Source organism: Pseudomonas oleovorans subsp. oleovorans (assembly GCF_002197815.1).
Taxonomy (GTDB): Bacteria; Pseudomonadota; Gammaproteobacteria; order Pseudomonadales; family Pseudomonadaceae; genus Aquipseudomonas; species Aquipseudomonas oleovorans.
On record NZ_NIUB01000010.1, the window covers coordinates 107,305 to 128,839 of the forward strand.

General features: G+C 61.0%; 19 protein-coding genes and 2 pseudogenes. 7 read left to right on the plus strand and 14 right to left on the minus strand.

Annotated features, from left to right (window positions below):
* Nucleotides 1-10: 10 nt before the first annotated feature.
* From PSOLE_RS08210 to PSOLE_RS08235, 6 genes are all read right to left on the minus strand, one after another.
* Nucleotides 11-3,832, minus strand: coding sequence for a pilus assembly protein (locus PSOLE_RS08210; RefSeq protein WP_074855555.1), 3,822 nt, complete (start codon nucleotides 3,830-3,832; stop codon nucleotides 11-13).
* Nucleotides 3,833-3,873: 41 nt separating this feature from the next.
* Nucleotides 3,874-4,332 (minus strand): pilus assembly PilX family protein, encoded by a 459-nt coding sequence (locus tag PSOLE_RS08215; protein WP_055984721.1) that lies wholly within the window; start codon nucleotides 4,330-4,332, stop codon nucleotides 3,874-3,876.
* 14 nt (nucleotides 4,333-4,346) lie between these two features.
* Nucleotides 4,347-5,372: a PilW family protein gene (locus PSOLE_RS08220; RefSeq protein WP_244597251.1), complete on the minus strand. Its 1,026-nt coding sequence runs from the start codon at nucleotides 5,370-5,372 to the stop codon at nucleotides 4,347-4,349.
* Nucleotides 5,373-5,374: 2 nt separating this feature from the next.
* Nucleotides 5,375-5,836, minus strand: coding sequence for a type IV pilus modification protein PilV (pilV, locus tag PSOLE_RS08225; RefSeq protein ID WP_003459409.1), 462 nt, complete (start codon nucleotides 5,834-5,836; stop codon nucleotides 5,375-5,377).
* Nucleotides 5,833-6,297, minus strand: coding sequence for a GspH/FimT family pseudopilin (locus PSOLE_RS08230; protein WP_074855559.1), 465 nt, complete (start codon nucleotides 6,295-6,297; stop codon nucleotides 5,833-5,835). The genes pilV and PSOLE_RS08230 overlap by 4 nt, the downstream gene beginning before the upstream one ends.
* Nucleotides 6,298-6,399: 102 nt before the next feature.
* The gene (locus PSOLE_RS08235; protein WP_003459414.1) at nucleotides 6,400-6,918 is read right to left on the minus strand and encodes a GspH/FimT family pseudopilin; all 519 of its coding nucleotides are present in this window, start codon (nucleotides 6,916-6,918) and stop codon (nucleotides 6,400-6,402) included.
* Between the two features lie 107 nt (nucleotides 6,919-7,025).
* Between PSOLE_RS08235 and thiO the strand changes: the two genes are divergently transcribed.
* A complete protein-coding gene (thiO, locus tag PSOLE_RS08240; RefSeq protein WP_074855561.1) occupies nucleotides 7,026-8,123 on the plus strand; it encodes a glycine oxidase ThiO in 1,098 nt (365 codons plus the stop codon).
* Between the two features lie 73 nt (nucleotides 8,124-8,196).
* Here the strand turns inward: thiO and PSOLE_RS08245 are convergent.
* From PSOLE_RS08245 to PSOLE_RS08260, 4 genes and pseudogenes are all read right to left on the minus strand, one after another.
* Nucleotides 8,197-9,535: pseudogene (locus PSOLE_RS08245) on the minus strand (sigma-54-dependent transcriptional regulator).
* Between the two features lie 2 nt (nucleotides 9,536-9,537).
* On the minus strand, nucleotides 9,538-11,130 hold the full coding sequence (locus PSOLE_RS08250) for a sensor histidine kinase (protein WP_074855562.1): 1,593 nt from the start codon (nucleotides 11,128-11,130) through the stop codon (nucleotides 9,538-9,540).
* Nucleotides 11,120-11,362, minus strand: coding sequence for a PP0621 family protein (locus tag PSOLE_RS08255; RefSeq protein WP_003459426.1), 243 nt, complete (start codon nucleotides 11,360-11,362; stop codon nucleotides 11,120-11,122). Before PSOLE_RS08255 ends, PSOLE_RS08250 begins: the two co-directional genes overlap by 11 nt.
* Nucleotides 11,363-11,689: 327 nt before the next feature.
* Nucleotides 11,690-12,682 carry an outer membrane protein assembly factor BamD gene (locus PSOLE_RS08260; protein WP_074855564.1) on the minus strand — a complete coding sequence of 331 codons (993 nt, stop codon included), beginning with the start codon at nucleotides 12,680-12,682 and terminating at the stop codon, nucleotides 11,690-11,692.
* Nucleotides 12,683-12,820: 138 nt separating this feature from the next.
* Between PSOLE_RS08260 and rluD the strand changes: the two genes are divergently transcribed.
* The 4 genes from rluD (at nucleotide 12,821) to PSOLE_RS08280 (ending at nucleotide 16,418) form a co-directional block, all read left to right on the plus strand.
* Nucleotides 12,821-13,795, plus strand: a complete 975-nt coding sequence (gene rluD, locus PSOLE_RS08265; protein WP_055983812.1) for a 23S rRNA pseudouridine(1911/1915/1917) synthase RluD — start codon at nucleotides 12,821-12,823, stop codon at nucleotides 13,793-13,795.
* Nucleotides 13,792-14,523: a peptidoglycan editing factor PgeF gene (gene pgeF, locus PSOLE_RS08270; RefSeq protein ID WP_074855566.1), complete on the plus strand. Its 732-nt coding sequence runs from the start codon at nucleotides 13,792-13,794 to the stop codon at nucleotides 14,521-14,523. Before rluD ends, pgeF begins: the two co-directional genes overlap by 4 nt.
* A 167-nt stretch (nucleotides 14,524-14,690) precedes the next feature.
* Entirely contained in the window at nucleotides 14,691-15,281 is a 591-nt protein-coding gene (locus PSOLE_RS08275) for a TetR family transcriptional regulator (protein WP_436466341.1), read from the plus strand.
* A 27-nt stretch (nucleotides 15,282-15,308) separates the two neighbouring features.
* On the plus strand, nucleotides 15,309-16,418 hold the full coding sequence (locus tag PSOLE_RS08280) for an NADH:flavin oxidoreductase (RefSeq protein WP_055983801.1): 1,110 nt from the start codon (nucleotides 15,309-15,311) through the stop codon (nucleotides 16,416-16,418).
* A gap of 126 nt (nucleotides 16,419-16,544) precedes the next feature.
* Here PSOLE_RS08280 and PSOLE_RS08285 read toward each other — a convergent pair whose 3' ends face one another.
* Together PSOLE_RS08285 and PSOLE_RS23645 are read right to left on the minus strand one after the other, a co-directional pair.
* Nucleotides 16,545-17,744 (minus strand): glycosyltransferase family 4 protein, encoded by a 1,200-nt coding sequence (locus tag PSOLE_RS08285; protein ID WP_083393706.1) that lies wholly within the window; start codon nucleotides 17,742-17,744, stop codon nucleotides 16,545-16,547.
* A 58-nt stretch (nucleotides 17,745-17,802) separates the two neighbouring features.
* Nucleotides 17,803-17,967 (minus strand): hypothetical protein, encoded by a 165-nt coding sequence (locus PSOLE_RS23645; protein WP_241198025.1) that lies wholly within the window; start codon nucleotides 17,965-17,967, stop codon nucleotides 17,803-17,805.
* Nucleotides 17,968-17,976: 9 nt separating this feature from the next.
* Between PSOLE_RS23645 and PSOLE_RS08290 the strand changes: the two genes are divergently transcribed.
* Nucleotides 17,977-18,150 (plus strand): SRPBCC family protein, encoded by a 174-nt coding sequence (locus PSOLE_RS08290; RefSeq protein ID WP_241198026.1) that lies wholly within the window; start codon nucleotides 17,977-17,979, stop codon nucleotides 18,148-18,150.
* Here the strand turns inward: PSOLE_RS08290 and cysZ are convergent.
* Nucleotides 18,130-18,894 (minus strand): sulfate transporter CysZ, encoded by a 765-nt coding sequence (cysZ, locus tag PSOLE_RS08295; RefSeq protein ID WP_074855570.1) that lies wholly within the window; start codon nucleotides 18,892-18,894, stop codon nucleotides 18,130-18,132. The genes PSOLE_RS08290 and cysZ overlap by 21 nt on opposite strands.
* A 444-nt stretch (nucleotides 18,895-19,338) precedes the next feature.
* Here cysZ and trxB point away from each other — a divergent pair, with 444 nt between their 5' ends.
* Nucleotides 19,339-20,286 (plus strand): thioredoxin-disulfide reductase, encoded by a 948-nt coding sequence (gene trxB, locus PSOLE_RS08300; RefSeq protein WP_074855572.1) that lies wholly within the window; start codon nucleotides 19,339-19,341, stop codon nucleotides 20,284-20,286.
* A gap of 87 nt (nucleotides 20,287-20,373) precedes the next feature.
* Here trxB and PSOLE_RS08305 read toward each other — a convergent pair.
* Nucleotides 20,374-21,524 (minus strand): annotated as a pseudogene (locus PSOLE_RS08305) (AAA family ATPase).
* Nucleotides 21,525-21,535: the final 11 nt, after the last annotated feature.

Sequence of the window (21,535 nt, forward strand, 5' to 3'; positions counted from 1 at the left end):
TGAGTAGCTGTCATCGCGATTCCTGCCAGGCATGGCGTCCATAGCGTTGTGACCCTGCAACCATAATGCATTGCGGTGCGGCTCCCGCTGAGCCTGCATAGCACAGCCATCGGTAGAGAGGGGTAGCGCCTTTGATCACGCCGATATCAGGGTCAGAGATCCCGGAAACAGGAATTTTCTCATCTCCTATGGTGATGTTGTCAGCCTCACTCAGGCTGCCGTCGTTGTTGGTATCGAAGTAGGTGTAATTGAGCCGAGACCCGCTGGAGAGATTCAGCGCCATGACCCAGCTTGTACCACCTGCCTTACAGGGGTCTCGCGACGGCGTCATGCTGGTGAAGATGACCCTGTCCGAACGCAATGTGGCCTTGGAAATTACCCGCTCACCTTTAGCCCCTGCGCCGCCACGGCTAGCTTTCCATGCCAAATCCAAATACCAGCCTTTCTGGTTGGTCAGGTTGTTGTTGCTGAGCGCGCGCCCCTGGAAGTTATTGGCTTGGACTTCCGAGAGAATCTCCTGAGCGAGCAACTGGGATCTGGTTACGGTGGTGCCGTCATCAATGATCGCGTAGAAGCTCTGCATGGGCGGCGAGTCGGAAATTTCATTGTCGCCAACGTTCATGTAGGAACCTGTGCCGAACAGCACCATGTGTTGACCTTTTTCATTGAAGGTCGATGCCAGTGGGGCTGTTATCGGTTGTCGGGTGCTGCCGTCAGTGGCAACAAAGAACGGAGCGCTAGGTGTTGACCAATTGCTGGCATTACCATCACTCAGATTGATGCGCCACAGATTGCCTTTGGTGTCACCAACGTACAGACGGTCGGCCACCTGATCACCATCCAGGTCCGTCAGCAGTGGAGAGCCCAGGTCACCAGTGGTATTGAGGGTGATGGTTCTCAGCACGCTGCCGTTGGCAGCGTCAAGGAACCAGATTTTCGCCGTGCTCTGCTCGGTGCTCCGGTAGCCGCTGGTAACTACGACCGAAAACTTGCCGTTGGGCAATGCCACGATGGCTGGTTGGCCAATCGGTGCGCCCATATCCGGATGGCTGAATTCCCAGAGAAATTTACTGGCCGACATATTGGTCGGCTCCGTGATGTCTAGAGCGAACACACTGCGCCCCCCTGCCCCGGTAGTGCCGGCGACGATGGTTTTCCAGCTATTTCCCAGCCAGGCATCGGAAACGCGCGGAGTGCCGTCTACATAATAACGGTGGGAGTACGTCGGGCTCGTCAGGTTGATCAAGTTGGCAAACACGCCGTTGGGAATAAAGGCGAAAAGCTCCTGACCACCATTACCATTCTCCGCCATGCTGGCATTGAAGCCATGCAGCATGCCGTCGTTGGCGCCAACCACTACCATGGGTGTGCGGTTGGCATTATGGCTACGGAACTGTGCGTAAGCATTTCGCGCGCTTGTCCAACTGCTACCCGTCAGGCGAGTGTAGCCGTAATCCTGATTTGCGACGAACTGAGGATCAGAGTTGATGATGTCGCCCAAACGGCTCGCACGCTGGCGAAATTGCTTGCTCTGATCTGAAGCAGTACGCTCCCGGCTACGATCCCCACGCAGGAATTCGAGTCGTCTCTCCGCGTTGGTTGCATCGCCTGCAGTCCGCTCACTGTCTGTGTGAAGCAGGCTTTTAAGAGCGGTGCCTATTCCATTATTCCAAGTGAATGCGGTGGCGCTGGTGCTGATCGTGCCGTCGCCGGCTGCACTGGCGTTAACCAGAGGTACCGGCGTAAAAATCTTGCGGTTACCGGTGCTCATTGCATCGAGTGCAGTTGCCGCGCTCCAAGCCGCATCTGCCTCAACCGTGCCATTGGTGTTGACCTTTTTGGCCAGCAGGTCGCCGCTCCACAACTTGCTGTCCAGTGAGGACTGGAACACAGCAGTATCGGTTTCCAGGCGAGTTGAGTTGGTTGCGAGAGTGGTAGTGGTGCTGTTCACTTCCTCTGCAATCTTCGCGAAAGCGATCTTCAGGCTTTCAACCATGCGCGTAGCATCGCTGGCGACGAAAAAGTTGTCGGGGCGCGGGTAGTTATCACCCAGCATGTCCGTAGTGGTGTGCCACCAGGCTTCTGGCAGCGCAGTGCTTCGCGCGTAGGGGTCACCAAAGTTGTCGGGTACTTTGAAACCACCATATTTAGTTGCCAGCCAGTACTGGTTTTTATTCTTTGGTTCCAAGAACTGATTTTCCCGCACATCCACCCAGAAAGTGGAGATGGTTTGCTTGCCCGCTATGCTTGGACGTATATCGGAGGTATTGGCCAGATAGGCTAGCCCTGCGATATAAGCCGAGTTGCCACGCCCGGTAAAGTCTTGGGCCGAGGCGCTGGTGGTAATACCCTCGAGATTGAAGAGCGTCTGGGTAGCGCGCACAACATCCATTGGCGTATCGTCATTGAGTGCCGTGTCGCTACTGACTTCACTAGGTTTACTCGGTTTCTCAAAACTACTAGTCGCTCCGGGCAGGTTCTTGTCCCTCCACGTATTGACATCGCCGATACCAAGGATCACGTTTTTCTGGCATGCGTACTGGACGGGGTCCTGCCAGGTAGTGATTACTGGGAAATTGTCTGCCCAACGTGTGCGTGTACTGGTATTGGCGCCGTTTTGGCTGGAGTAGGCCGCAACAGGGCCAAGTCCCCTGAAATAGCGCATGGCGGTGTAGTAGAGCTCGCTGACCGGGTCGTTACTCTTGTAGTCGTTGCTATTCAGCTGGCCGAATTTATTGATGTAGTTCAGTACTCCACTATCAGCAATAGTCACGCCCATGGCGCTGGTAATGCCGTCCGGGTTTCTGACCTGGATCCCTGTTTGTGGGTCCCATTCTCTGGCTGCGGCGTTACTTTCCTCGCCAACGTTGGGTGTGATCTTTTTGTCGCCAATGAACTTCTGGTTCGCCCGCAGCACGCCACCGTCGCGGGTGGACGATGGGTCATTAAGATAACCGAAGGCGCTGTACCTCAGATTGCCCGAGTACTGCTGCAGTAGACCTTCTGGTTTGTAGTTGCCATTAGGGTAAAGCTCGCAGTTCGCCTCCAGTCGGTCCGACACGCAAACTTTGACGCGCATGTTTATCCGGTAAACGCTTTTCAGGTTAGGGCGGTTGCCATAGTTGGTGACAAGTCTCCCGTTGTTGAATTGTGCCTTAACGTTAGGGTCATAGTCAGTTTGCTCAAGAATGGAGTTGGCGTCGTCCCAGAGCTTGTCGCTCCAGTTGGAGAAGTAAATGTAGGTGCCCAGTCCTTGCTGGCGAATATTGAAGTTACTCCAGTTTGAGTCCGCGGGCGTTGCTCCCTGAATTTCACCGGTAGGTACTCGGCCTTGGGTATCACTGAGACGGTTGCCTGCGTCGTAACCAGGGTTTCTCGACTTGCTGAGAACTGTCAGATTATTCTCATCTCTGACCCTGTAGCCACCAGTGAGCGCACTGCGAAATGGGTCGATAGTTGGCGTACCTGCCCAGTTAAGAAAATTACCGCTCCATTGAAAGGCGCCGCCGCACCTTCTATTCGTGGCGGAATTGTTTGTGCCTGGCTCAAACCATTCTTCGGTTTTGTTGTAGGTGTAGCACTTGTTCGAGTCAAAATAGCCGACATAGATGTTGTTCGAGCTATAACTGCCCAAGTTCGCGACACTGACCAATGTGGGCCACTCAACCGAAGGCACCAGCGCCAGATTGCCAGGCACGCTACCGCCGCCTAGCAGCAACGGAACTTGGGACACTTCAGCAGAGTAGGCGGGCGCTGAAATCAATATGCCACTCGTCAGCAGAAATGCTGTTGTCGTCTTGGCTGCTTTGAGGGTAATCGCAAGGCGATTCATGTTGGGGGCTCCACATGAAATTTGGAGAGGGGCTGAGCGTTTCATTGCTCAACCAGAAATACGGAGCTCAATTCGCTCGTAGTGCTGGGGGTACTAGCATCATCTTTCGCCATGCCATAGCCCGTGGCGGTAATACGTACGATGGTGCCTTCCTCGTCGGTCGGAACGCCGATTTCGGTACTGGTTCGTAGAGTGGCCAGTTGCCGGAGGGTATAGGTTGGATCTTTGGCTACGCCAGGGAAGTCGGCGTAGCTTCCATCTTCGTCCGCAACCGAGAGGGTGCTGAGGGTATTGGCTTCGAATTTAGTCGTTACACGGGCTTCGCCCCTGCGCAGAGCCGCTTCTGCGGCTTGTAACGCCAACTCTTGGTCGCGAAGGTTGCCGGCCATGCGCTCCTGCAGCGAGGTTCCGCGCATGCTGGCCAGACCGATAATGGTGACGAGCAGCAACATGATCAATGCCACTATCAAAATGGCCCCGTCTTGTTTTCTGGTATTCATAAACGGGCCCCTGTTCATGGCAATTTATTGCGCAGGCTTACGACGGCCGTGAAAACTTGGCCAAGTCGGCGATCGGGAATATCGATGCTGTTGGCGGCAGTGCAGGTGCTGTCACCCTTCTTGCAAATCAAACCCTTTTCCCGGTCATAAACCTGAAGGTCGGGTGATATATTGGCTTCGTTACTAAGCGCGAGGAGTCGTACCTTTACTGCTGCCACATTATTCCAGTCGGTTACCGCGTTGGCTTTTACGAACGCGGTATTGGCGATTGCACGGTTTTCGCCAATACCAGTGCTGATGCCATATTCGAACTGCAGATCTTGAACACCCTCGATCAACTCCATCGTCAAGGGAGTGCTGGTGCCTTTCCGCCAGCTAGTCCGCCAGAGTGAGGGAGGCTTGCCGTTTTCTCCCTTCCTGACGTAGTACTGGTTACTTTGAAATACCAATACTTTGGTGATGGCTGGTGTATAGGATCGGCTGAGGTTTCCTCTACTGTCTTTGACGATTGCGGTCGCCGTGACATTGCCGCTCAGGAACATGTCGCAACCTAGTGCGTTGCTGATCAGTACGTTGGTTTCCTTGGCCTCACCGTTGGTACTGGCCATAGTGATGCTCGAAGCATTGACAGGAATATCTGTAGTGCCCAAAGCCCCAGCACTGGTTGCCGCATGTTTGATCAGTATGCTGTCAGTGCCCACTTCTTTATTGGTGCCAATATTCTCGGGCCAGGTTGGCAGACCAGTCTGCGCTTCCCAGCCTTTTATCGCATTATTGATATTCAGCCGGTCATCAGTCGAACTGCCGACTGCATCGGTAAAACACTCGCCCTTGTATCCCGCATTGCGCAGATCATAGGTAATGAAATCCATCGCGAAACGACCGCTTTCCTGCACCCGGGACAGTGCGCTATTGGCCGCGTAAGTTTGCTTGCTGGACAGGAAGATCTGCAGTACGCCCAGCATTAGCAGCAGGCTTAGAGCCATCGCGATCATCAGCTCGATAAGCGAAAGGCCGCGTTGTAAATAGGCTGTGCGCATTCTCATATCTCTGTTCGGTAAACGAAATTGGCGGTTGCATCTGCCGCGGTGCCATCGGCCTTCTTGATCGCGCTACGGCTTTCGTCCCAATTGATGGTGATGGTCACGAGGCCGGTAGCGTTGTCTCTTTCTATCCGGGCCTTGCCGTTGGGCAGTTTCGCGACAAGGGGAATCCATTCACTCAAGTCCTTATCCTTGCGAGTTGTCGTTGCCGTATAGGCGCTGGTAAGGGCGCTGAGGTTGTAGGCGCCAGCCTGGGCTGCTTTGCGATTTGCACGCATGCGATCAGTGATATCTGCTGCTAATATCGAAGCCTGAGAACGATAATAGGCTCCCTGGTTGGCTTGGATGCTGGTCGCCTGCAGGCCGGCCAGGCCGAGCAGGCCAATGGAGAGCACTACGATCGCCACCAGCACTTCGATCAGGGTCGCGCCTATTTGCGCACGATGGGTCAATCCTGTCATGAGCAGTTCACCTTGGTTGTGCTGGTTGTGCCAATAACGGAAACCTCTAGGCGGCGTTTCTGCTGGTCTATGCAAGTGCTGGCGTTGACGGAAAATACGGTAGCCGCCGCTGCCGAAGTCATACCGTTTGGCCTGAAGGTCAGGCCTGTATCAGGGCCTGCAACGGCCATGCTGGCCACGCCATCCCAGCTTTTGATAACAACATTGCCTGCCATGATGATCCAGCCGCCTGCCCAGTCGGTACCGTTCTGGCAGCCATTACCGGCGGCGTTGCGACGACAGATGGTGATGTCCTTGCGCCGTTTCACCGCCTCGGAGCGCGCCAGTTGCAGCGCGCCTTGCAGCTTGCGGTTTTCCTGCAGGATGTTGCTGAAGGAGGGCGCGGCAATGCTTATCACGACTGCCAATACGGCAATCGTTACCATCAATTCGATCAAAGTGAAGCCTCGGGTAAGGCGCATGGCGAGTCTCGCTGGTTTTCGGCCAGCAAATGATCGCAATTTGCAGTTTGCCAAGACAGGCGCAGAGGGATATCCGGTTGGTTCGTCCGGCTGAGTGGTCGTTCATTCGCAGCGGCCATCGTCAGGGGGAGATTCAAGTCTCGCTCTACCTGCGACGTTGATCACAATGGCGCGCTCTGCCGTGTTCTCGCGACACAGTGTGAAGGTACCGTTGAGGCTGTGAGTCATGCCGTTTGATTTGAAGGCGATATGGTTCTGGCTACGGAAGTTGGACCAGTGCCAGCTGTATGGTGGACTGATCTGCACGGTGCGCAAGATCGTTTCACCGTCATCCAGGCGTCCGTTCTGGTTGCTATCAACGAAGATCACCAGTTGGCCCCGCCAGCGCTTGCTGCTGCATTTCTCGATGTCATCGCACAGGCTGATCGTGGTGCGTCTGCTAACCGCCTCGCCGCGGGAGAAGTACAGAGCGGCAAGCATTTCATCTATATGGATGTTCTGCCGAGTTCGTTGCAAATGGCTGGTGAAGCCTGGTAGAGCAACGGCCATGAGTATGCTCAGAATGGTCAGGGCCACTAGCAATTCGACCAGACTGTAGGCGTTATGTTTATCTCGATTCATTCTTCAAGTCCCTTTGCACGTATGATTGACGGCCTCCTAGCCTACCTTTTCTGTTTAGTCTGCGAGGCTTGGCTGTCAAGGCCGGTCATACACTTGTGAGGCGTGTTGTGGTGGTGGATGTGATCCTTGTTGGCGGCGGCGCTATTGGGCTTTTGTCGGTTTATGAACTTGCGCTGGCCGGCAAGCGGGTGAGACTCGTGGAGCGCGGCCAAGCCGGTGCCGAATCCTCCTGGGCCGGCGGCGGTATCGTTTCGCCGCTCTACCCCTGGCGCTACAGCGCGGCGGTGACGGCGTTGGCGCATTGGTCGCAGGATTTCTATCCGGGTTTTGCGCAGCAGTTGCTGGAAGACACCGGCGTCGATCCCGAGGTGCATGTCACCGGGCTGTACTGGCTTGATCTGGATGACGAGGCCGAGGCGCTGGCCTGGGCTGTACGCGAGGGCCGTGCGCTGTTTCCGGTGGATATCGCTGAGGCTTATCAGCAGGTGCCTGTTCTGGGTGGCGGTTTCCAGCGCGCCATTCATATGCCGGGCGTGGCCAATGTGCGTAATCCCCGATTGGTCAAAGCGCTGCGGGCGGCTTTGGCGGCCATGCCTAACGTCGAGCTGCGTGAGCATTGTCCGGTTACCGGCTTTATTAAGGAGGGCGAGCGGATCTGCGGTGTGACCACGGCTGCTGGCGAGATTCGTGCCGAGCGCGTGGTTTTGGCTGCTGGCGCCTGGAGTGGTGAGTTGCTCAAGACGCTTGGGCTGGAGTTGCCGGTCGAGCCAGTGAAAGGGCAGATGATTCTCTACAAATGCGCCGAGGATTTTCTGCCAAGCATGGTGTTGGCCAAGGGGCGTTATGCGATTCCGCGGCGTGATGGCCATATCCTGATTGGCAGCACGCTGGAATACGCCGGATTCGACAAGACGCCGACCGATAATGCGCTGGCAAGCCTCAAGGCGTCGGCCGAGGAGCTGTTGCCAGCGCTCAAGGGGGCTGAGGTGGTGGCGCATTGGGCCGGCTTGCGGCCCGGCTCGCCGGAAGGCATTCCCTTTATCGGCGAGGTGCCTGGGCACCCGGGCCTATGGCTGAACTGTGGGCACTTCCGTAATGGGCTGGTGCTGGCGCCGGCATCCTGCCAGTTGCTGGCTGATCTGATGCTCGGGCGTGAGCCGATCATCGATCCGGCACCTTATGCGCCGGCGGGGCGGTTGCAGTAGTGGCTCGTCAACTGTGACGCAGGCTGTCTTGATCGCCGGCAAGCCGGCTCCTACACAAGCGTGATCTCGGGATTCAGTCGATACCCAGCTTCTTCAGGCGATAGCGCATCGAGCGGAAGGTCAGGCCCAGGCGTTGCGCCGCCGCCGTGCGGTTCCAGCGGGTTTCTTCCAGTGCCTGCATGATCAGTTTGCGTTCGATGTCCTCGAGGTAGTCCTCGAGGTTGTCGATCTGCGCCAGGCTGGTTTCGCCGCCTTCGTTGCCAGGGCTGCTGGCATCGGCCAGGCGCAGGTCGCTGGGCGTGATCTGATCGTCTTCGCAGAGGGTGTAGGCGCGTTCGAGCATGTTTTCCAGCTCGCGCACGTTGCCGGGGAAGCGGTAATTCTTCAGTTTTTCCAGTGCGTCGGGGTGCAACTTGGCGGCGGCCAGGCCGGTGCCATCGGCCAGGCGCGCGAGCATCACGTCAGCCAATTGGGCTATATCTTCGCGCCGCTCGCGCAGCGGCGGGACGCGCAGTTCGATGACGTTGAGGCGGTAGTAGAGATCCTGACGGAAGCGGCCAGCAGCGACTTCGGCGGCAAGGTCCTTGTGGGTGGCGCAGAGAATGCGCACATCGACAACTACTTCTTGCTGGCCGCCGACTGCGCGCACGGCTTTTTCCTGAATCGCACGCAGCAGTTTCACCTGCATGGGCAGCGGCAGGTCGGCGACCTCGTCGAGGAACAGGGTGCCGCCATTGGCCGCCTGGAACAGCCCCTGCTTGTCTTCGATGGCGCCGGTGAAGCTGCCTTTCTTGTGGCCGAAGAACTCGCTCTCCATCAGCTCCGAGGGAATAGCGCCGCAGTTGACCGGTACGAACGGCTGCTCGGCGCGCGGCCCCTGCTCGTGAATCAGGCGCGCTACCAGTTCCTTGCCGCTGCCCGACTCTCCGCTGATATAGACCGGCGCCTGGCTGCGCGAGAGTTTCTGGATCTGCTTGCGCAGCGATTTCATCGGTGGCGAGTCGCCGAGCAGGCGGCTGTCGACCGGGGTTTCCTCGCCTTCGGGGGAGCGAATGCGCAGGGCGGTGGCGACCAGTTCGCGCAGGCGACCGAGGTCCACCGGTTTGGTGAGAAAGTCGAAGGCGCCGGCTTTGAGCGAGTTGATCGCGGTGTCCAGGCTGCCGTAGGCGGTGATCATCGCCACGGGTACCTGTGGATGACGTTGTTGAATGTGCTGCACCAGATCCAGGCCGGTGCCATCGGGCAGGCGCATATCGGTCAGGCACAGATCGAATGGCTCGCGCGCCAGCCATTCACGCGCTTCCTTGACGTTGCGCGCTGCGGGTGTCCAGCTTCATGCGTCCGAGGGTGATTTCCAGCAGCTCACGGATATCGGGTTCGTCGTCGACGATCAGGGCTCTCTGACGGTTCATGTTCAGCTCAGTTTGCGCGGATGGGCGAAGGTGATGCGAAAGCAACTGCCGCCACCTTCACGAGGTTTATAGTCGAGGCGAGCCTGGTTGCTCTCGCACAGCTCGCGCGAGATGTACAAGCCAAGGCCGGTGCCCTTGTTTTCCGTGGTGTAGAAGGGCTCGAAGATGTGCGGTTCCTGCTCGGGCGGCACGCCGGGGCCGTCGTCGAGAATCTGCAGTACCGGCAGGTCGCTTTCCGCATCGCGGAACAGGCGCAGCCAGACCTGGCCGAGCCGGTGCTTCTGGGCGCTGTAGCGCAGGCCGTTTTGTACCAGATTGGTCAGTACCTGGTTCAACTGGTGTGGATCCATGCGCGTCTGCAGGCTACCGCCCTGGGTTTCCAGATGGAGCTGCCGGTCGGCCGGTGCCGAGCTGCGAAATTCGCTGGCGAAGCGGTGTAGCCAGTATTTCAGGTCGAGCAGTTGCGGTTCGGCCTGGCGCCGGCGCGAGAGCTGCAGGACGTTCTCGATCACCAGGTTCATGCGTTTGGAGTGATCCTGAATGATCTGCGCCAGGCGCTGATCCGGGCCTTGCAGGTCTTCCGATTCCTGCAACAACTGCGCGGCATGGCTGATGGCGCCGAGCGGGTTGCGAATTTCGTGGGCGATGCCGGCGGTCAGGCGGCCGAGCGAGGCCAGCTTGAGCTGTTGCGCCTGCTGGGCGATCTGCGAGATGTCGTCGAGAAACACCAGGGTGTGCTGCTGGTCACCGCGTTGCAGGGAGATGAAGCTTGGCTGCAGTACCGGGCCATCGACCTGCGCCTGCAGGCTTTCCGGCCGCAGCGTCGGGTTGTGCAGCCACTGCTGCAGGCGTTTGACCAGCTCGGGGCAGTGTGGGTCGATGATCTTGCCGGTCAGTTCGCCACGGCCCAGTAGCTGCGTTGCCCCCTGATTGGCCAGCAGCACGCGGTGTTGGGTGTCGAGCACCAGGATGCCGGTGCGCATGCGTTGCAGGATCTGCGCATTGAGCTCTTCGAGGTTGGCTACGTCGGCTGCACGCTTTTCGGCCAGGGTTTCACTGATCTGCAGGCGTCGGGTGATGCCCTGGATGAATAACGCGCCAGCGAAACACAGCGCGCCGAGGGCGCCAGCCTGCACGTATTGGGCGGCGGCAGCAGGGTGGCTGAGACTGAGGTAGAAGGTCAGGTAGATCAGCGCTATCGCGGCGATGGCGGCGATCAACAGGCCAACGCGGCCGCGCAGCAGAATGTTGGCGATCGCTACGGCGACCACCAGCAGGTTACCGATACCGCTGGGCGTGCCGCCCGCTGCATAGAACAGGGCCGAGAGAAAGATCACATCGACCAGCGCCAGGCTGAACAGCTGCATCAGGTGCTTGGGTTTCTGCACCAGTACGGCGATGAAGATGTTGAGGATCAGGTAAACCCAGCTGCCGGTGCGAAACAGCTCGATATGCACGACATCCAGCAACTGCTCGTCGAGGTTGCTGGAGATCAGCAGGATCAGCGCCAGGCCGATGGTCAGGCGATAGAAGTGATAGAGCCTGAGGATGCGCTGCCCTTGTGTGCTGTTCTGTACGCTGGTGTCAGCGGTCACCGGTGTGCGGGCCTTGTTCGAGGTGGGCCTGGCTGCAGTACCACTGCTGATCCTGGCTCAGCGCCTGGGCCTTGGGGATGTGCACGCCACAGTGCGCGCAGCGAACCATGGGCGCTGGTTCATCTTCGCGCTGCGCTTGGCTGGGGCGCTTGGGGGCGCTTATATAGCGGCGCCAAACCCAGATCGCGGCGAAAATGATGGCGATCCAGAACAGCAAGCGAAACAGACCCATGGTGCACTCTTTTGTTTGGTTGAGGGTGGCAGTTTAGCCAAGGTGAAGTCCGCGGCACAGGGGGGGCGGTGGCAAGCTGTGCGCTGTTTCCGGGGCAATAAAAAGGGAGGCCGAAGCCTAATGCCAGTCAGTTAAGGCTGTACGCGTTTGGCTCCCCTCTCCCGTTTACGGGAGAGGGGCTGGGGGAGAGGGCCGAAATACCGCGAAACGGCCATTTACCCCTCTCCGAACATGGCTCGCCAGAGGGGCGAGGAGACTCATCGTAGGCAGTCAGCGCTTAACTGATCAGCATTAGGCCGAAGCCTCCCTTGTTCAATCACGCATCGCTCAGTCGAACAGACCGAAGGTCAGGTAGCTCCAGATCGAACGCTTCTTGGCGGTTTCGCCGGTCTTGGCGTCCTGCTGCAGTTCGCGCGGTATCTGCTGCTCGGCTTCCTCGTACTGACGAACCACGTCCTGGCTGGCGCGGGTTTCGCCCGGCGGCAGCGGCGTGTCGGTTTCGATCAGGCCCAGGGTGGCCTTGGCCAGCCAGGAGCGGTTGTCGGCTTCCTCTTCGAGCGGTACGAACTGGCCGCTTGCCAGGCTCGGATGGTCAGGGTAGTTGAGCTTGAGGGTTTCCAGGCTGGTGGCAGCCAGGTCGTCCAGGGACAGACGCTGATAAGCCTCGGTCATGATTGCCAGGCCGTCACCGACCGACGGGGTTTCCTGGAAGTTCTCCACCACGTAGCGACCACGGTTGGCGGCGGCGACGTAGGCCTGGCGGGTCAGGTAATAGTGGCCAACGTGCACTTCGTAGGCGGCCAGCAGGTTGCGCAGGTAGATCATGCGCTGCTTGGCGTCCGGGGCGTAGCGGCTGGTCGGGTAGCGGCTGGTGAGCTGGGCGAACTCGTTGTAGGAGTCGCGCGCGGCGCCGGGGTCGCGCTTGGTCATGTCCAGCGGCAGGAAGCGCGCCAGCAGGCCACGGTCCTGGTCGAAGGAGGCCAGGCCCTTGAGGTAGTAGGCGTAGTCGACGTTGGCGTGCTGCGGGTGCAGGCGAATGAAGCGCTCGGCGGATGACTTGGCGGCCTCCGGCTCGGCATTCTTGTAGTAGGCGTAGATCAGCTCCAGCTGCGCCTGCTCGGCGTAGCGTCCGAACGGATAGCGCGACTCCAGCGCCTTCAGTTTGGCGATGGCCTGGGTGTAGCTGCGGTTGTCCAGGTCGGCCTGGGCCTGCTGGTACAGCTCCACCTCGCTGAGGTTTTCATCGACCTCCGGCTGCTTGGAGGAGCAGGCGGCGGTAAGGGCGAGGATGGCGATCAGCAGCAGGTGTTTCACTTGCATGGCGGCTTGCGTCCCTGTGACGGCCGCGCGGCCGTCCTGTTATGATGAGCGCCCCCGGAAAACCCTGGGGCAAAGACGCCGTATTTAACCACAAGCCTGTCGCCGAAACCAAAGGCCAGGCTCCCGCCGTTGCCGAAGATGACTTCTATAAACAAGCAGCTGATTCAACTCCAGGCCATCGTCCCCTTTGAACAGGGCGGTCAACGCCTCGACCAGGTGGCTGCGCAGCTGTTTGGCGAGTACTCCCGTTCGCGCCTTTCTACCTGGATCAAGGAAGGTCGCCTGACCGTCGATGGCACCGTGGCACGCCCGCGCGACACCGTGCATGCCGGCTCGACCCTGGTGCTCGATGCCGAGCAGGAAGCGCAGGGCGAGTGGGTCGCACAGGACATCGAACTGAACATCGTCTACGAAGACGAACACCTGCTGGTGATCGACAAGCCAGCGGGGCTGGTGGTGCATCCGGCTGCCGGGCATGCCGACGGCACCCTGCTCAACGCGTTGCTGCACCACGTACCGGATATCGTCAATGTGCCGCGTGCCGGTATCGTCCATCGTCTGGACAAGGACACCACCGGCCTGATGGTGGTGGCCAAGACCCTGCAGGCGCAGACCAACCTGGTCGAGCAACTGCAGAAGCGTACCGTCAGCCGCATCTATGAATGCATCTGCATCGGCATGATCACCGCCGGCGGCACCATCGATGCGCCGATTGGCCGCAGCTCTAGCCAGCGCCAGCGCATGGCGGTGACCGATGGCGGCAAGCCGGCGATCAGTCACTACCGCGTGCTCGAGCGCTACCGTTCGCACACTCATGTTCGGGTCAAGCTGGAAACCGGGCGCACGCACCAGATTCGTGTGCACATGAGCCATGTTGGCTATCCGCTGGTGGGCGATCCGGTCTATGCCGGGCGTTTCCGCATTCCGCCAGCCGCCAGCCCGACCCTGGTGCAGAGTCTCAAGGAATTCCCGCGTCAGGCCCTGCATGCGCGCTTCCTCGAGTTGGATCACCCGGCTACCGGCAAGCGCATGAAGTGGGAATCGGCGCTGCCGGATGATCTGGTCTGGCTGCTGACCCTGTTGCGTCAGGATCGCGAGGCCTTCGTCGGGTGAGTGCCCACGACTGGCTCGTTCCCGATTGGCCTGCGCCGGCCAACGTGCGCGCCTGCGTCACCACCCGTAGCGGCGGCGTCAGCGCGGCGCCGTTCGATACCTTCAACCTGGGCGATCATGTCGAGGACGACCCGATTGCGGTGGCAAGCAACCGTCAGCATCTGGTCGATGCCCTGGGGTGCCAACCCGCCTGGTTGCGCCAGGTGCATGGCATCGTGGTGGCTAAAGCCGATCCGGCTGTGGTGATCGAAGCCGATGGCAACTGGACGGCCACCCCTGGTATCGCCTGCACGGCGATGACCGCCGATTGCTTGCCGGCTCTGTTCTGCGACCGCGTCGGTACCCGCGTGGCAGCGGCCCATGCCGGTTGGCGCGGGTTGGCCGGTGGTGTGCTGGAGGCGACCGTCAAGGCGCTGAACGTTGCACCGCAGGAGCTGCTGGTCTGGCTCGGCCCGGCCATCGGCCCGGCTGCGTTCGAGGTGGGGGCTGAAGTGCGGGAGGCCTTCGTGCAACAGCATGCCGAGGCTGCTGCGGCGTTTGTGCCCGGCGCCAACGCTGGCAAGTTCATGGCTGATATCTACCAACTGGCGCGCATTCGCCTGGCCGCCATCGGCGTGACCGCGGTCAGCGGCGGTGGGCTGTGCACCTACACCGACCCGCGTTTCTACTCCTATCGCCGCAGTGCCCGCACCGGGCGTTTTGCTTCGCTGATCTGGCTGCAGCCCTGATCTGTAGGAGCGAGCTCTGCTCGCGAACCCTGTAACCCAAAGGCTTCGCGAGCAGAGCTCGCTCCTACCTGTTCTGTCGTGGGCATTCGTCTTGGGTTTTTTAACCCTTAATCACCAATATCAATAGTGCTGTCGCGAGCGAGACGACCGGTCATATGCTCGGCGCCATGAACAGCATTCGACTCGACAAGCGCGACCTGATCCTCAGCAAAGGCTCGGCGGTGATGACCCGGCGCGGCTACCACGGCACCGGTGTGCTGGAGATCGTCCAGGCGGCCGGGATTCCCAAGGGCAGCTTCTATCACTACTTCGCCAGCAAGGAAGACTTCGCCCTGCAGGCGCTGGCCTTCATCTATCGCCCGCGTCTGGAGCGTTACGCCCAGGCGTTGAGCAATGCCGCGCTGAGCCCGCGGGCGCGCATCCTTGCTTACTACCGCGACCTGCTGGCGCACTTCGCCCGCCAGGACACGCCGCAGTACCACTGCTTCATCGGCAGCCTGAGTTTCGAGATGAGCGAGATGCTGCCGGCGATCGGCACCGAGGTCGCGGCCATCCAGCAGGCCTCGGTGGACATCCTGCGCGACTGCCTGGAGCAGGCGCAGGCCGTCGGAGAACTGCCCGCCGACGAGGACTGCAGCAACCTCGCCACCTTTATCAGCGACGCCTGGCAGGGTGTGCTGGCGCGGCTCAAGGTGGGCCGCAACCTGCAGCCGCTGGAAGCTTTCGTCAACCGCCTGGAGCGTTTGCTGCAGGCCTGATTACCGTTCAACCCCAGAGGAAAGATGATGAGCGCTCCCGTTCAAGCCCTGTTCGCCCCGTTCCGCCTCGGTAACCTGGAGCTGCCGACCCGTGTGGTCATGGCGCCGATGACCCGCTCCTTCTCGCCCGGTGGCGTACCCAACGCCAAGGTCATCGAGTATTACCGTCGCCGCGCGGCTGCGGGCGTGGGCCTGATCGTCACCGAAGGCACCACCGTCGGCCACAAGGCGGCCAACGGCTACCCGAACGTGCCGCGTTTCTACGGCGAAGATGCCCTGGCTGGCTGGAAACAGGTGGTCGATGCCGTGCATGCCGAAGGCGGCAAGATCGTCCCGCAGCTCTGGCACGTGGGGAACGTGCGCAAGTTGGGCACCGAACCGGATGCCAGCGTGCCGGGTTATGGCCCGATGGAGAAGGTCAAGGATGGCCAGGTGGTTGTGCATGGCATGACCCAGGCCGATATCGATGAAGTGATCGCTGCCTTCGCCCAGGCTGCACGCGACGCCAAGGCCATCGGCATGGACGGCGTGGAGATCCACGGTGCCCACGGCTACCTGATCGACCAGTTCTTCTGGGAAGGCAGCAACCAGCGTACCGACGGCTATGGTGGTGACCTGGCGGCGCGTTCGCGTTTCGCCATCGAGCTGATCCAGGCCGTGCGTGCGGCGGTCGGCCCGGACTTCCCGATCATCCTGCGTTACTCGCAGTGGAAGCAGCAGGACTACAGCGCGCGCCTGGTGCAGACTCCGGAGCAGCTGGAGGCCTTCCTCAAGCCGCTGTCCGATGCCGGCGTGGACATCTTCCATTGCTCGACGCGCCGCTTCTGGGAGCCGGAGTTCGAAGGCAGCGACCTCAACCTGGCCGGCTGGACGCGCAAGCTCACTGGCAAGCCGACCATCACTGTCGGCAGTGTCGGCCTGGATGGCGAGTTCCTGCAGTTCATGGTCAAGACCGACAAGGTGGCCGAGCCGGCCAGTCTCGAGAATCTACTCGAGCGCCTGAACAAGGAGGAGTTCGACCTGGTCGCCGTGGGCCGCGCGCTGCTGGTCGACCCGGATTGGGCACTGAAGGTGCGCGAAGGCCGCGAACAGGACATCCTGCCGTTCAGCCGTGATGCGCTGACCACGCTGGTCTGAGTCCGTTTCTATCGGGCGCCGCGATCCGGCGCCCCGTTTTCAGCCCCGGCACATCGGGGCTTTTTTACATCTGCATGTTTTGAGTGGATGTGATCACGTAGGGCGGGTGCAACCCGCCAGATTGTCTCAGTGGCGGGTTTCACCCGCCCTACGGGCAAGCTCCGTGCTGACGCAGAGGTGCGCTGGCTGCATGGCGCTGCGCAGGTGCTGTTCGAACAGCGCGACGATGCCGTCCCAGCTGAGGTGGCTGGCATGTCGGCGGGCATTGAGGCGGATGCGCCGCAGCACCTCTGCATCTTCCAACAGCTCGCAGGCGGCTTCGCAGAAACCGGCTTCGTCGCCAGGGCGAGCGAGCATGCCATTGTGGCCGTGATAAATATGCTGGGCGGCCGCCGCCTGGTCGAATGCCACCACGCCAAGACTCGATGCCAGGGCTTCCAGCACCACGTTGCCGAAGGTTTCCGAGAGGCTGGGGAACAGGAACAGATCGCCCGAAGCGTAGTGCGTGGCCAGCGTTTCACCGCGCTGCAGGCCGCAGAAAAGCGCCTCCGGCAGCTGCGCCTGCAGGCTGGCGCGCAGTGGTCCGTCTCCCACAAGAATCAACCGCATACGGCGCCGCGGATGAGCTGTCTGCAGGGCGTGGAAGGCTTTTACCAGCAGACCGAGGTTCTTCTCTGCCGCCAGGCGCCCGACATGCAGCGCGGCCAGGTCATCCGGCCCCAGGCCCCAGCTTTCGCGCAGGGCGTCGCAGCGTCGGCGTGGGTGGAACAGCTGGCTGTCGACACCCCGCGCGAGCAGGGCCAGGCGTTCGAAGTCACGGCGTTCGAGGTCGACCTTCTGGCCGATGCTCGGCACCAGCGTCAGCTGCGTGCGGTTGTGAAACCAGCGCAGGTAGTTGGTCATCGCCCGGGTCAGCAGGCCGATGCCGTAGTGCCCGGTGTACTGCTGGAAGTTGGTGTGAAAACCGCTGACCACTGGGATCGCCAGGCGCCTGGCCGCGCGCAAGGCGGACAGGCCAAGCGGGCCTTCGGTGGCGATATAGAGCACATCCGGGCGTTGTCTTTTCCAGCGCCTGAGCAGCTTGTGCAGGGATGACTGACCCCATTGCAGGCCGGGGTAGCCGGGCAGCGGCCAGCCGCGAGTGAGCAGCAGGTCATTGCCGGCGTCCTGCTCCTGATCGACCTCCTGGCGTGGCCGTATCAGTTGCACGCGATGGCCACGGCCACGCAGGCCGTCGACCAGGCGGCCGAGGGTATTGGCCACGCCGTTGATTTCCGGCGGGAAGGTTTCGCTGATCAGCGCGATGTGCAGAGAAGGTGCGTTCATGTAAGCAGTCTCTGCCCAGGTCATGTAGTGAACATGACGTTTCGATTGCGGTTATGTGTCAGGCGAGCAGGCCGCGCAGTTGTTCGCGTAGCCAGGCATGTGCCGGGTCGTGATGCTGCTGGCGATGCCAGATCAGGCTGATCTTCACGGCGGGCATCTGCGCTGGGACGTGCTCGACAATCAGCCGGCCCAGCGTTGGTAGGCCAGTGCTCAGGGCGAGCATGGCCTGCATTTGCTGCTGACCTACGAGTGCGTGGCGGTGGAGGGCGGCTGCGAGCTCGTGCGCACCCTCGAGTACGGCTTCGACAACTGGCTGATGCGCCTGGCCAACCGCTTGTTCATGCACAGGCGCGTCGAGCGCGAGTCGCAGGCGTCGATGCAGGCGTTACACGATGTCCTTGCGTGAACCTAGCGCCTGCTCGCCGTGCTCGCGCACCCAGAACAGCGTGGCACCGGCCACGGCAGCCGGCATCATCAGGATGTTCAGCCCCGGCACCAGCAGGGCGGCGTAGGTGATGCCGCCGAAGCTCAGGCTTTGCCAGCGCTTCTCGCGCAACCAGGCGAGCATGTCCTGCCAGCTCATCTTGTTGTTGTCCGCCGGGTAGTCGATGTACTGCACGGCCATCATCCACACGCCGAACAGCAGCCACAGCGGCGCGGCGACCAGATTGACTACCGGGATGAAGCTGAGGATCAGCAGGCCGATGGCGCGTGGCAGAAAGTAACCCAGCTTGCGCATTTCGCGAGCCATGGTACGCGGTACCATGGCTGCCAGTTCGGCCCAGCTGAACGGCGGGAAATGATCTTCACCGCGCGCTACTACTTCGACCTTCTCCGCGAGAAAACCGTTGAACGGTGCGGCGATGATGTTGGCCAGCAGGGTGAAGGTGAAGAACACCATCAGCAGCACCAGCACCACGAACAGTGGCCAGAGGATGTACTGCAAAAAGCTCAGCCAGTTCGGCAGGGAAGGCATGAAGGTATCGACCCAGCCGCTGAACTGCTGCACGGCAAAGCTGATCATGCTAACGAACAGGATCAGATTGACCGCCAGCGGCAGCAGCACGAAAAGGCGCAGGCCGGGGCTGAGGACCAGTTTCAGGCCCTCTCGCAGGTATTGCGGGCCGGACAGGACGGGAGCGGCGGGCATGGCGGTCTCCTGAGTGGTTGATGCGCGCGACCATACCGACTTTGCCTGCGCGGTGAAAGTTCAGTCATGGGGCAATTCACCCCGAGGGCCATAGGCGGACTCTATTCGCGGAATTGGCAATGGATATTTCCGCTTCGCCAGTCGCCTCGATAGCCTTGCGCCCAGTTTCATTTTAGGGCGCCTCTAAAAACGTAGGCGAGGCAGTCAGCGCAAGGCAAACACAGGCGAAAAACGATCGGAGTCGCGCTCGACTTTACGAGCTGTAAATGAGCATTTTGATCGGACTCGCGCACGAGCCTGTTTTTAACGCAGCGATGACAACGCAGGTAGTTTTTAGAGGTGCGCTTTTTGCGGGGCTCTCAACATTCCAAGCCTTCCCCTAGTGCTTCGAGAGTCCCTTTTTATTCTGGCCTGCCGGCCCTGTGGGCTTGCAAGGAGTTAGCGATGTCTGCCGTTCGTCATGCCCGCGTCATCATTCTGGGTTCCGGCCCTGCCGGTTATAGCGCTGCCGTCTATGCCGCCCGCGCCAACCTGAAACCGCTGCTGATCACCGGTATCCAGGCCGGCGGCCAACTGACCACCACCACCGAGGTGGACAACTGGCCGGGTGACCCGCATGGCCTGACTGGCCCGGCGCTGATGCAGCGCATGCAGGAGCATGCCGAGCGCTTCGAGACCGAGATCGTCTTCGACCATATCAACGCCGTGGATCTGGCCGGCAAGCCATTCACCCTGGTCGGCGACAGCGGCACCTATAGCTGCGACGCGCTGATCATCGCTACCGGTGCGAGCGCGCGTTACCTGGGGCTGCCCAGTGAGGAGGCGTTCATGGGCCGTGGCGTTTCGGCGTGCGCGACCTGTGACGGCTTCTTCTATCGCGGTCGCGAGGTCGCGGTGGTCGGTGGCGGTAATACGGCCGTGGAAGAGGCGCTGTACCTGGCCAATATCGCCAGCAAGGTCACGCTGGTCCATCGCCGCGAGACCTTCCGTGCCGAGAAAATCCTGCAGGACAAGCTGCACGCGCGCATTGCCGAGGGCAAGATCGAGCTGCAACTCAATGCGGAGGTCGACGAGGTGCTGGGCGATGCCAGCGGTGTCACCGGCGTACGCCTCAAGCAATACGGCGGTGCCTATCGCGAGCTGAAGGTGGATGGCCTGTTCGTTGCCATCGGTCACACGCCCAATACCAGCCTCTTCGAAGGCCAACTGGCGCTGAAGGACGGTTACCTGGTAGTCAATGGCGGGCGCGAGGGCAATGCCACCGCGACCAGCATTCCTGGCGTGTTCGCCGCCGGTGACGTGGCCGATTCGGTCTATCGCCAGGCGATCACCTCGGCCGGTGCCGGCTGCATGGCCGCGCTGGATGTTGAGCGCTATCTCGACGGGCTGTGACCGCTTTGTAGGAGCCGGCTTGCCGGCGATGCTTGGCCATGGCTGATCGCCCGCAAGCGGGCTCCTACGGGCCTGGTGTCTGGCCGCTCAATCCGGCCAGTGCCAGGGCGGCTCGTCGAGCATGCCCTGGCCGCGTATGCAGGTCTTGCCGAGCTGTTTGTCCAGCTCCAGGGTGTTGCAGTTGGGGCTTTCCTTGAGCGTGGCGATCAGGCGGCTGGCGTGAGACACGACCCACACCTGCGTTTGCTTCGAGGCGGCGATGATCAGCCGGCCTAGTGCAGGTAACAGATCCGGGTGCAGGCTGGTTTGAGCACCATCAGTGAAGGCGGCCGTGGCGTGAGCAGGGCGGCCACCAGCAGCAGGTAGCGCAACGTGCCGTCGGACAGTTCTGCGGCGCTCAAGGGGCGCAGCAAACCTTCCTGGCGCAGTTCCACGGCGAAGCGACCGCCGGCCTGAAAATCGATATGCAGGCGGCTGCCGGGGAAAGCGTCGTCGATGGCGGCGTCCAGCGCCGCGCGGTCGCCGATCTCGCGTATGGTCTGCAGGGCGGCGGCCAGCTCGCGGGCATCGTGGTGCAGCACCGGTGTGCGCGTGCTCAGTTGCGGCTGGCGCGCCGGCGCCTCGGCATCACTGCGAAAGTGATCGTAGAAGCGCCAGCGGCGGATGGTTTCGCGCAGCTGGAAGACTTCCGGGCAATTCGGGTCGTTGCCGATCTGGTCGAACAGGCTGTCGTAGTTCGGCACGTGCTGGGCCAATACCTGCCAACTGCGGCCTTCGCGCATGCGCACCATGGGCCCGGTGCGATCCACCAGCAGCGAGGCGGGACGGTAGCTGGCGCCAGCCCAGATGCACTCGCGCTTGATCTCCGGGTCGAGGGCGAATGCCGAGCTGCTTGGCTCGGGCAGGCCAAGGGCGATGGCGTAGCCGAAATCCTCGCCGGCAAAGCCCAGGCGCAGGCGTATCACGTTCTGTCGTGGGCCACCCTGCACGGGCACCTCGCCGCCCAGCATGCGCCGGGAAATCTTCACCGGGCCGGCTCAGAAACTCGACTCCAGCCCGCCTTCGCGCGCCAGCGCGTTGACCACGCCACCTTGCGCGGTTTCCGCCAGCAGGCGCAGGGCGCGGTAGAGGTTGGACTTGCCGCTGCCGTTGGCGCCGGTGATCAGGTTGAGCCGGCCCAGCGGCAGGATCAGGCTGTTGATCGAGCGGTAGTTGGCGACGGCGAGGGTGTGCAGCATGGCGGGGTCAT

What these genes read in the sequence shown, in the direction of transcription:
- PSOLE_RS08210 (WP_074855555.1), bottom strand. Translation starts at nt 3,832, where the DNA reads ATGAATCGCCTTGCGATTACCCTCAAAGCAGCCAAGACGACAACAGCA.
- PSOLE_RS08215 (WP_055984721.1), bottom strand. Translation starts at nt 4,332, where the DNA reads ATGAATACCAGAAAACAAGACGGGGCCATTTTGATAGTGGCATTGATC.
- PSOLE_RS08220 (WP_244597251.1), bottom strand. Translation starts at nt 5,372, where the DNA reads ATGCGCACAGCCTATTTACAACGCGGCCTTTCGCTTATCGAGCTGATG.
- pilV (WP_003459409.1), bottom strand. Translation starts at nt 5,836, where the DNA reads ATGACAGGATTGACCCATCGTGCGCAAATAGGCGCGACCCTGATCGAA.
- PSOLE_RS08230 (WP_074855559.1), bottom strand. Translation starts at nt 6,297, where the DNA reads ATGCGCCTTACCCGAGGCTTCACTTTGATCGAATTGATGGTAACGATT.
- PSOLE_RS08235 (WP_003459414.1), bottom strand. Translation starts at nt 6,918, where the DNA reads ATGAATCGAGATAAACATAACGCCTACAGTCTGGTCGAATTGCTAGTG.
- PSOLE_RS08255 (WP_003459426.1), bottom strand. Translation starts at nt 11,362, where the DNA reads ATGGGTCTGTTTCGCTTGCTGTTCTGGATCGCCATCATTTTCGCCGCG.
- PSOLE_RS08260 (WP_074855564.1), bottom strand. Translation starts at nt 12,682, where the DNA reads ATGCAAGTGAAACACCTGCTGCTGATCGCCATCCTCGCCCTTACCGCC.
- rluD (WP_055983812.1), top strand. Translation starts at nt 12,821, where the DNA reads ATGACTTCTATAAACAAGCAGCTGATTCAACTCCAGGCCATCGTCCCC.
- PSOLE_RS08275 (WP_436466341.1), top strand. Translation starts at nt 14,691, where the DNA reads ATGAACAGCATTCGACTCGACAAGCGCGACCTGATCCTCAGCAAAGGC.
- PSOLE_RS08280 (WP_055983801.1), top strand. Translation starts at nt 15,309, where the DNA reads ATGAGCGCTCCCGTTCAAGCCCTGTTCGCCCCGTTCCGCCTCGGTAAC.
- PSOLE_RS08285 (WP_083393706.1), bottom strand. Translation starts at nt 17,744, where the DNA reads ATGAACGCACCTTCTCTGCACATCGCGCTGATCAGCGAAACCTTCCCG.
- PSOLE_RS23645 (WP_241198025.1), bottom strand. Translation starts at nt 17,967, where the DNA reads ATGCTCGCCCTGAGCACTGGCCTACCAACGCTGGGCCGGCTGATTGTC.
- cysZ (WP_074855570.1), bottom strand. Translation starts at nt 18,894, where the DNA reads ATGCCCGCCGCTCCCGTCCTGTCCGGCCCGCAATACCTGCGAGAGGGC.
- trxB (WP_074855572.1), top strand. Translation starts at nt 19,339, where the DNA reads ATGTCTGCCGTTCGTCATGCCCGCGTCATCATTCTGGGTTCCGGCCCT.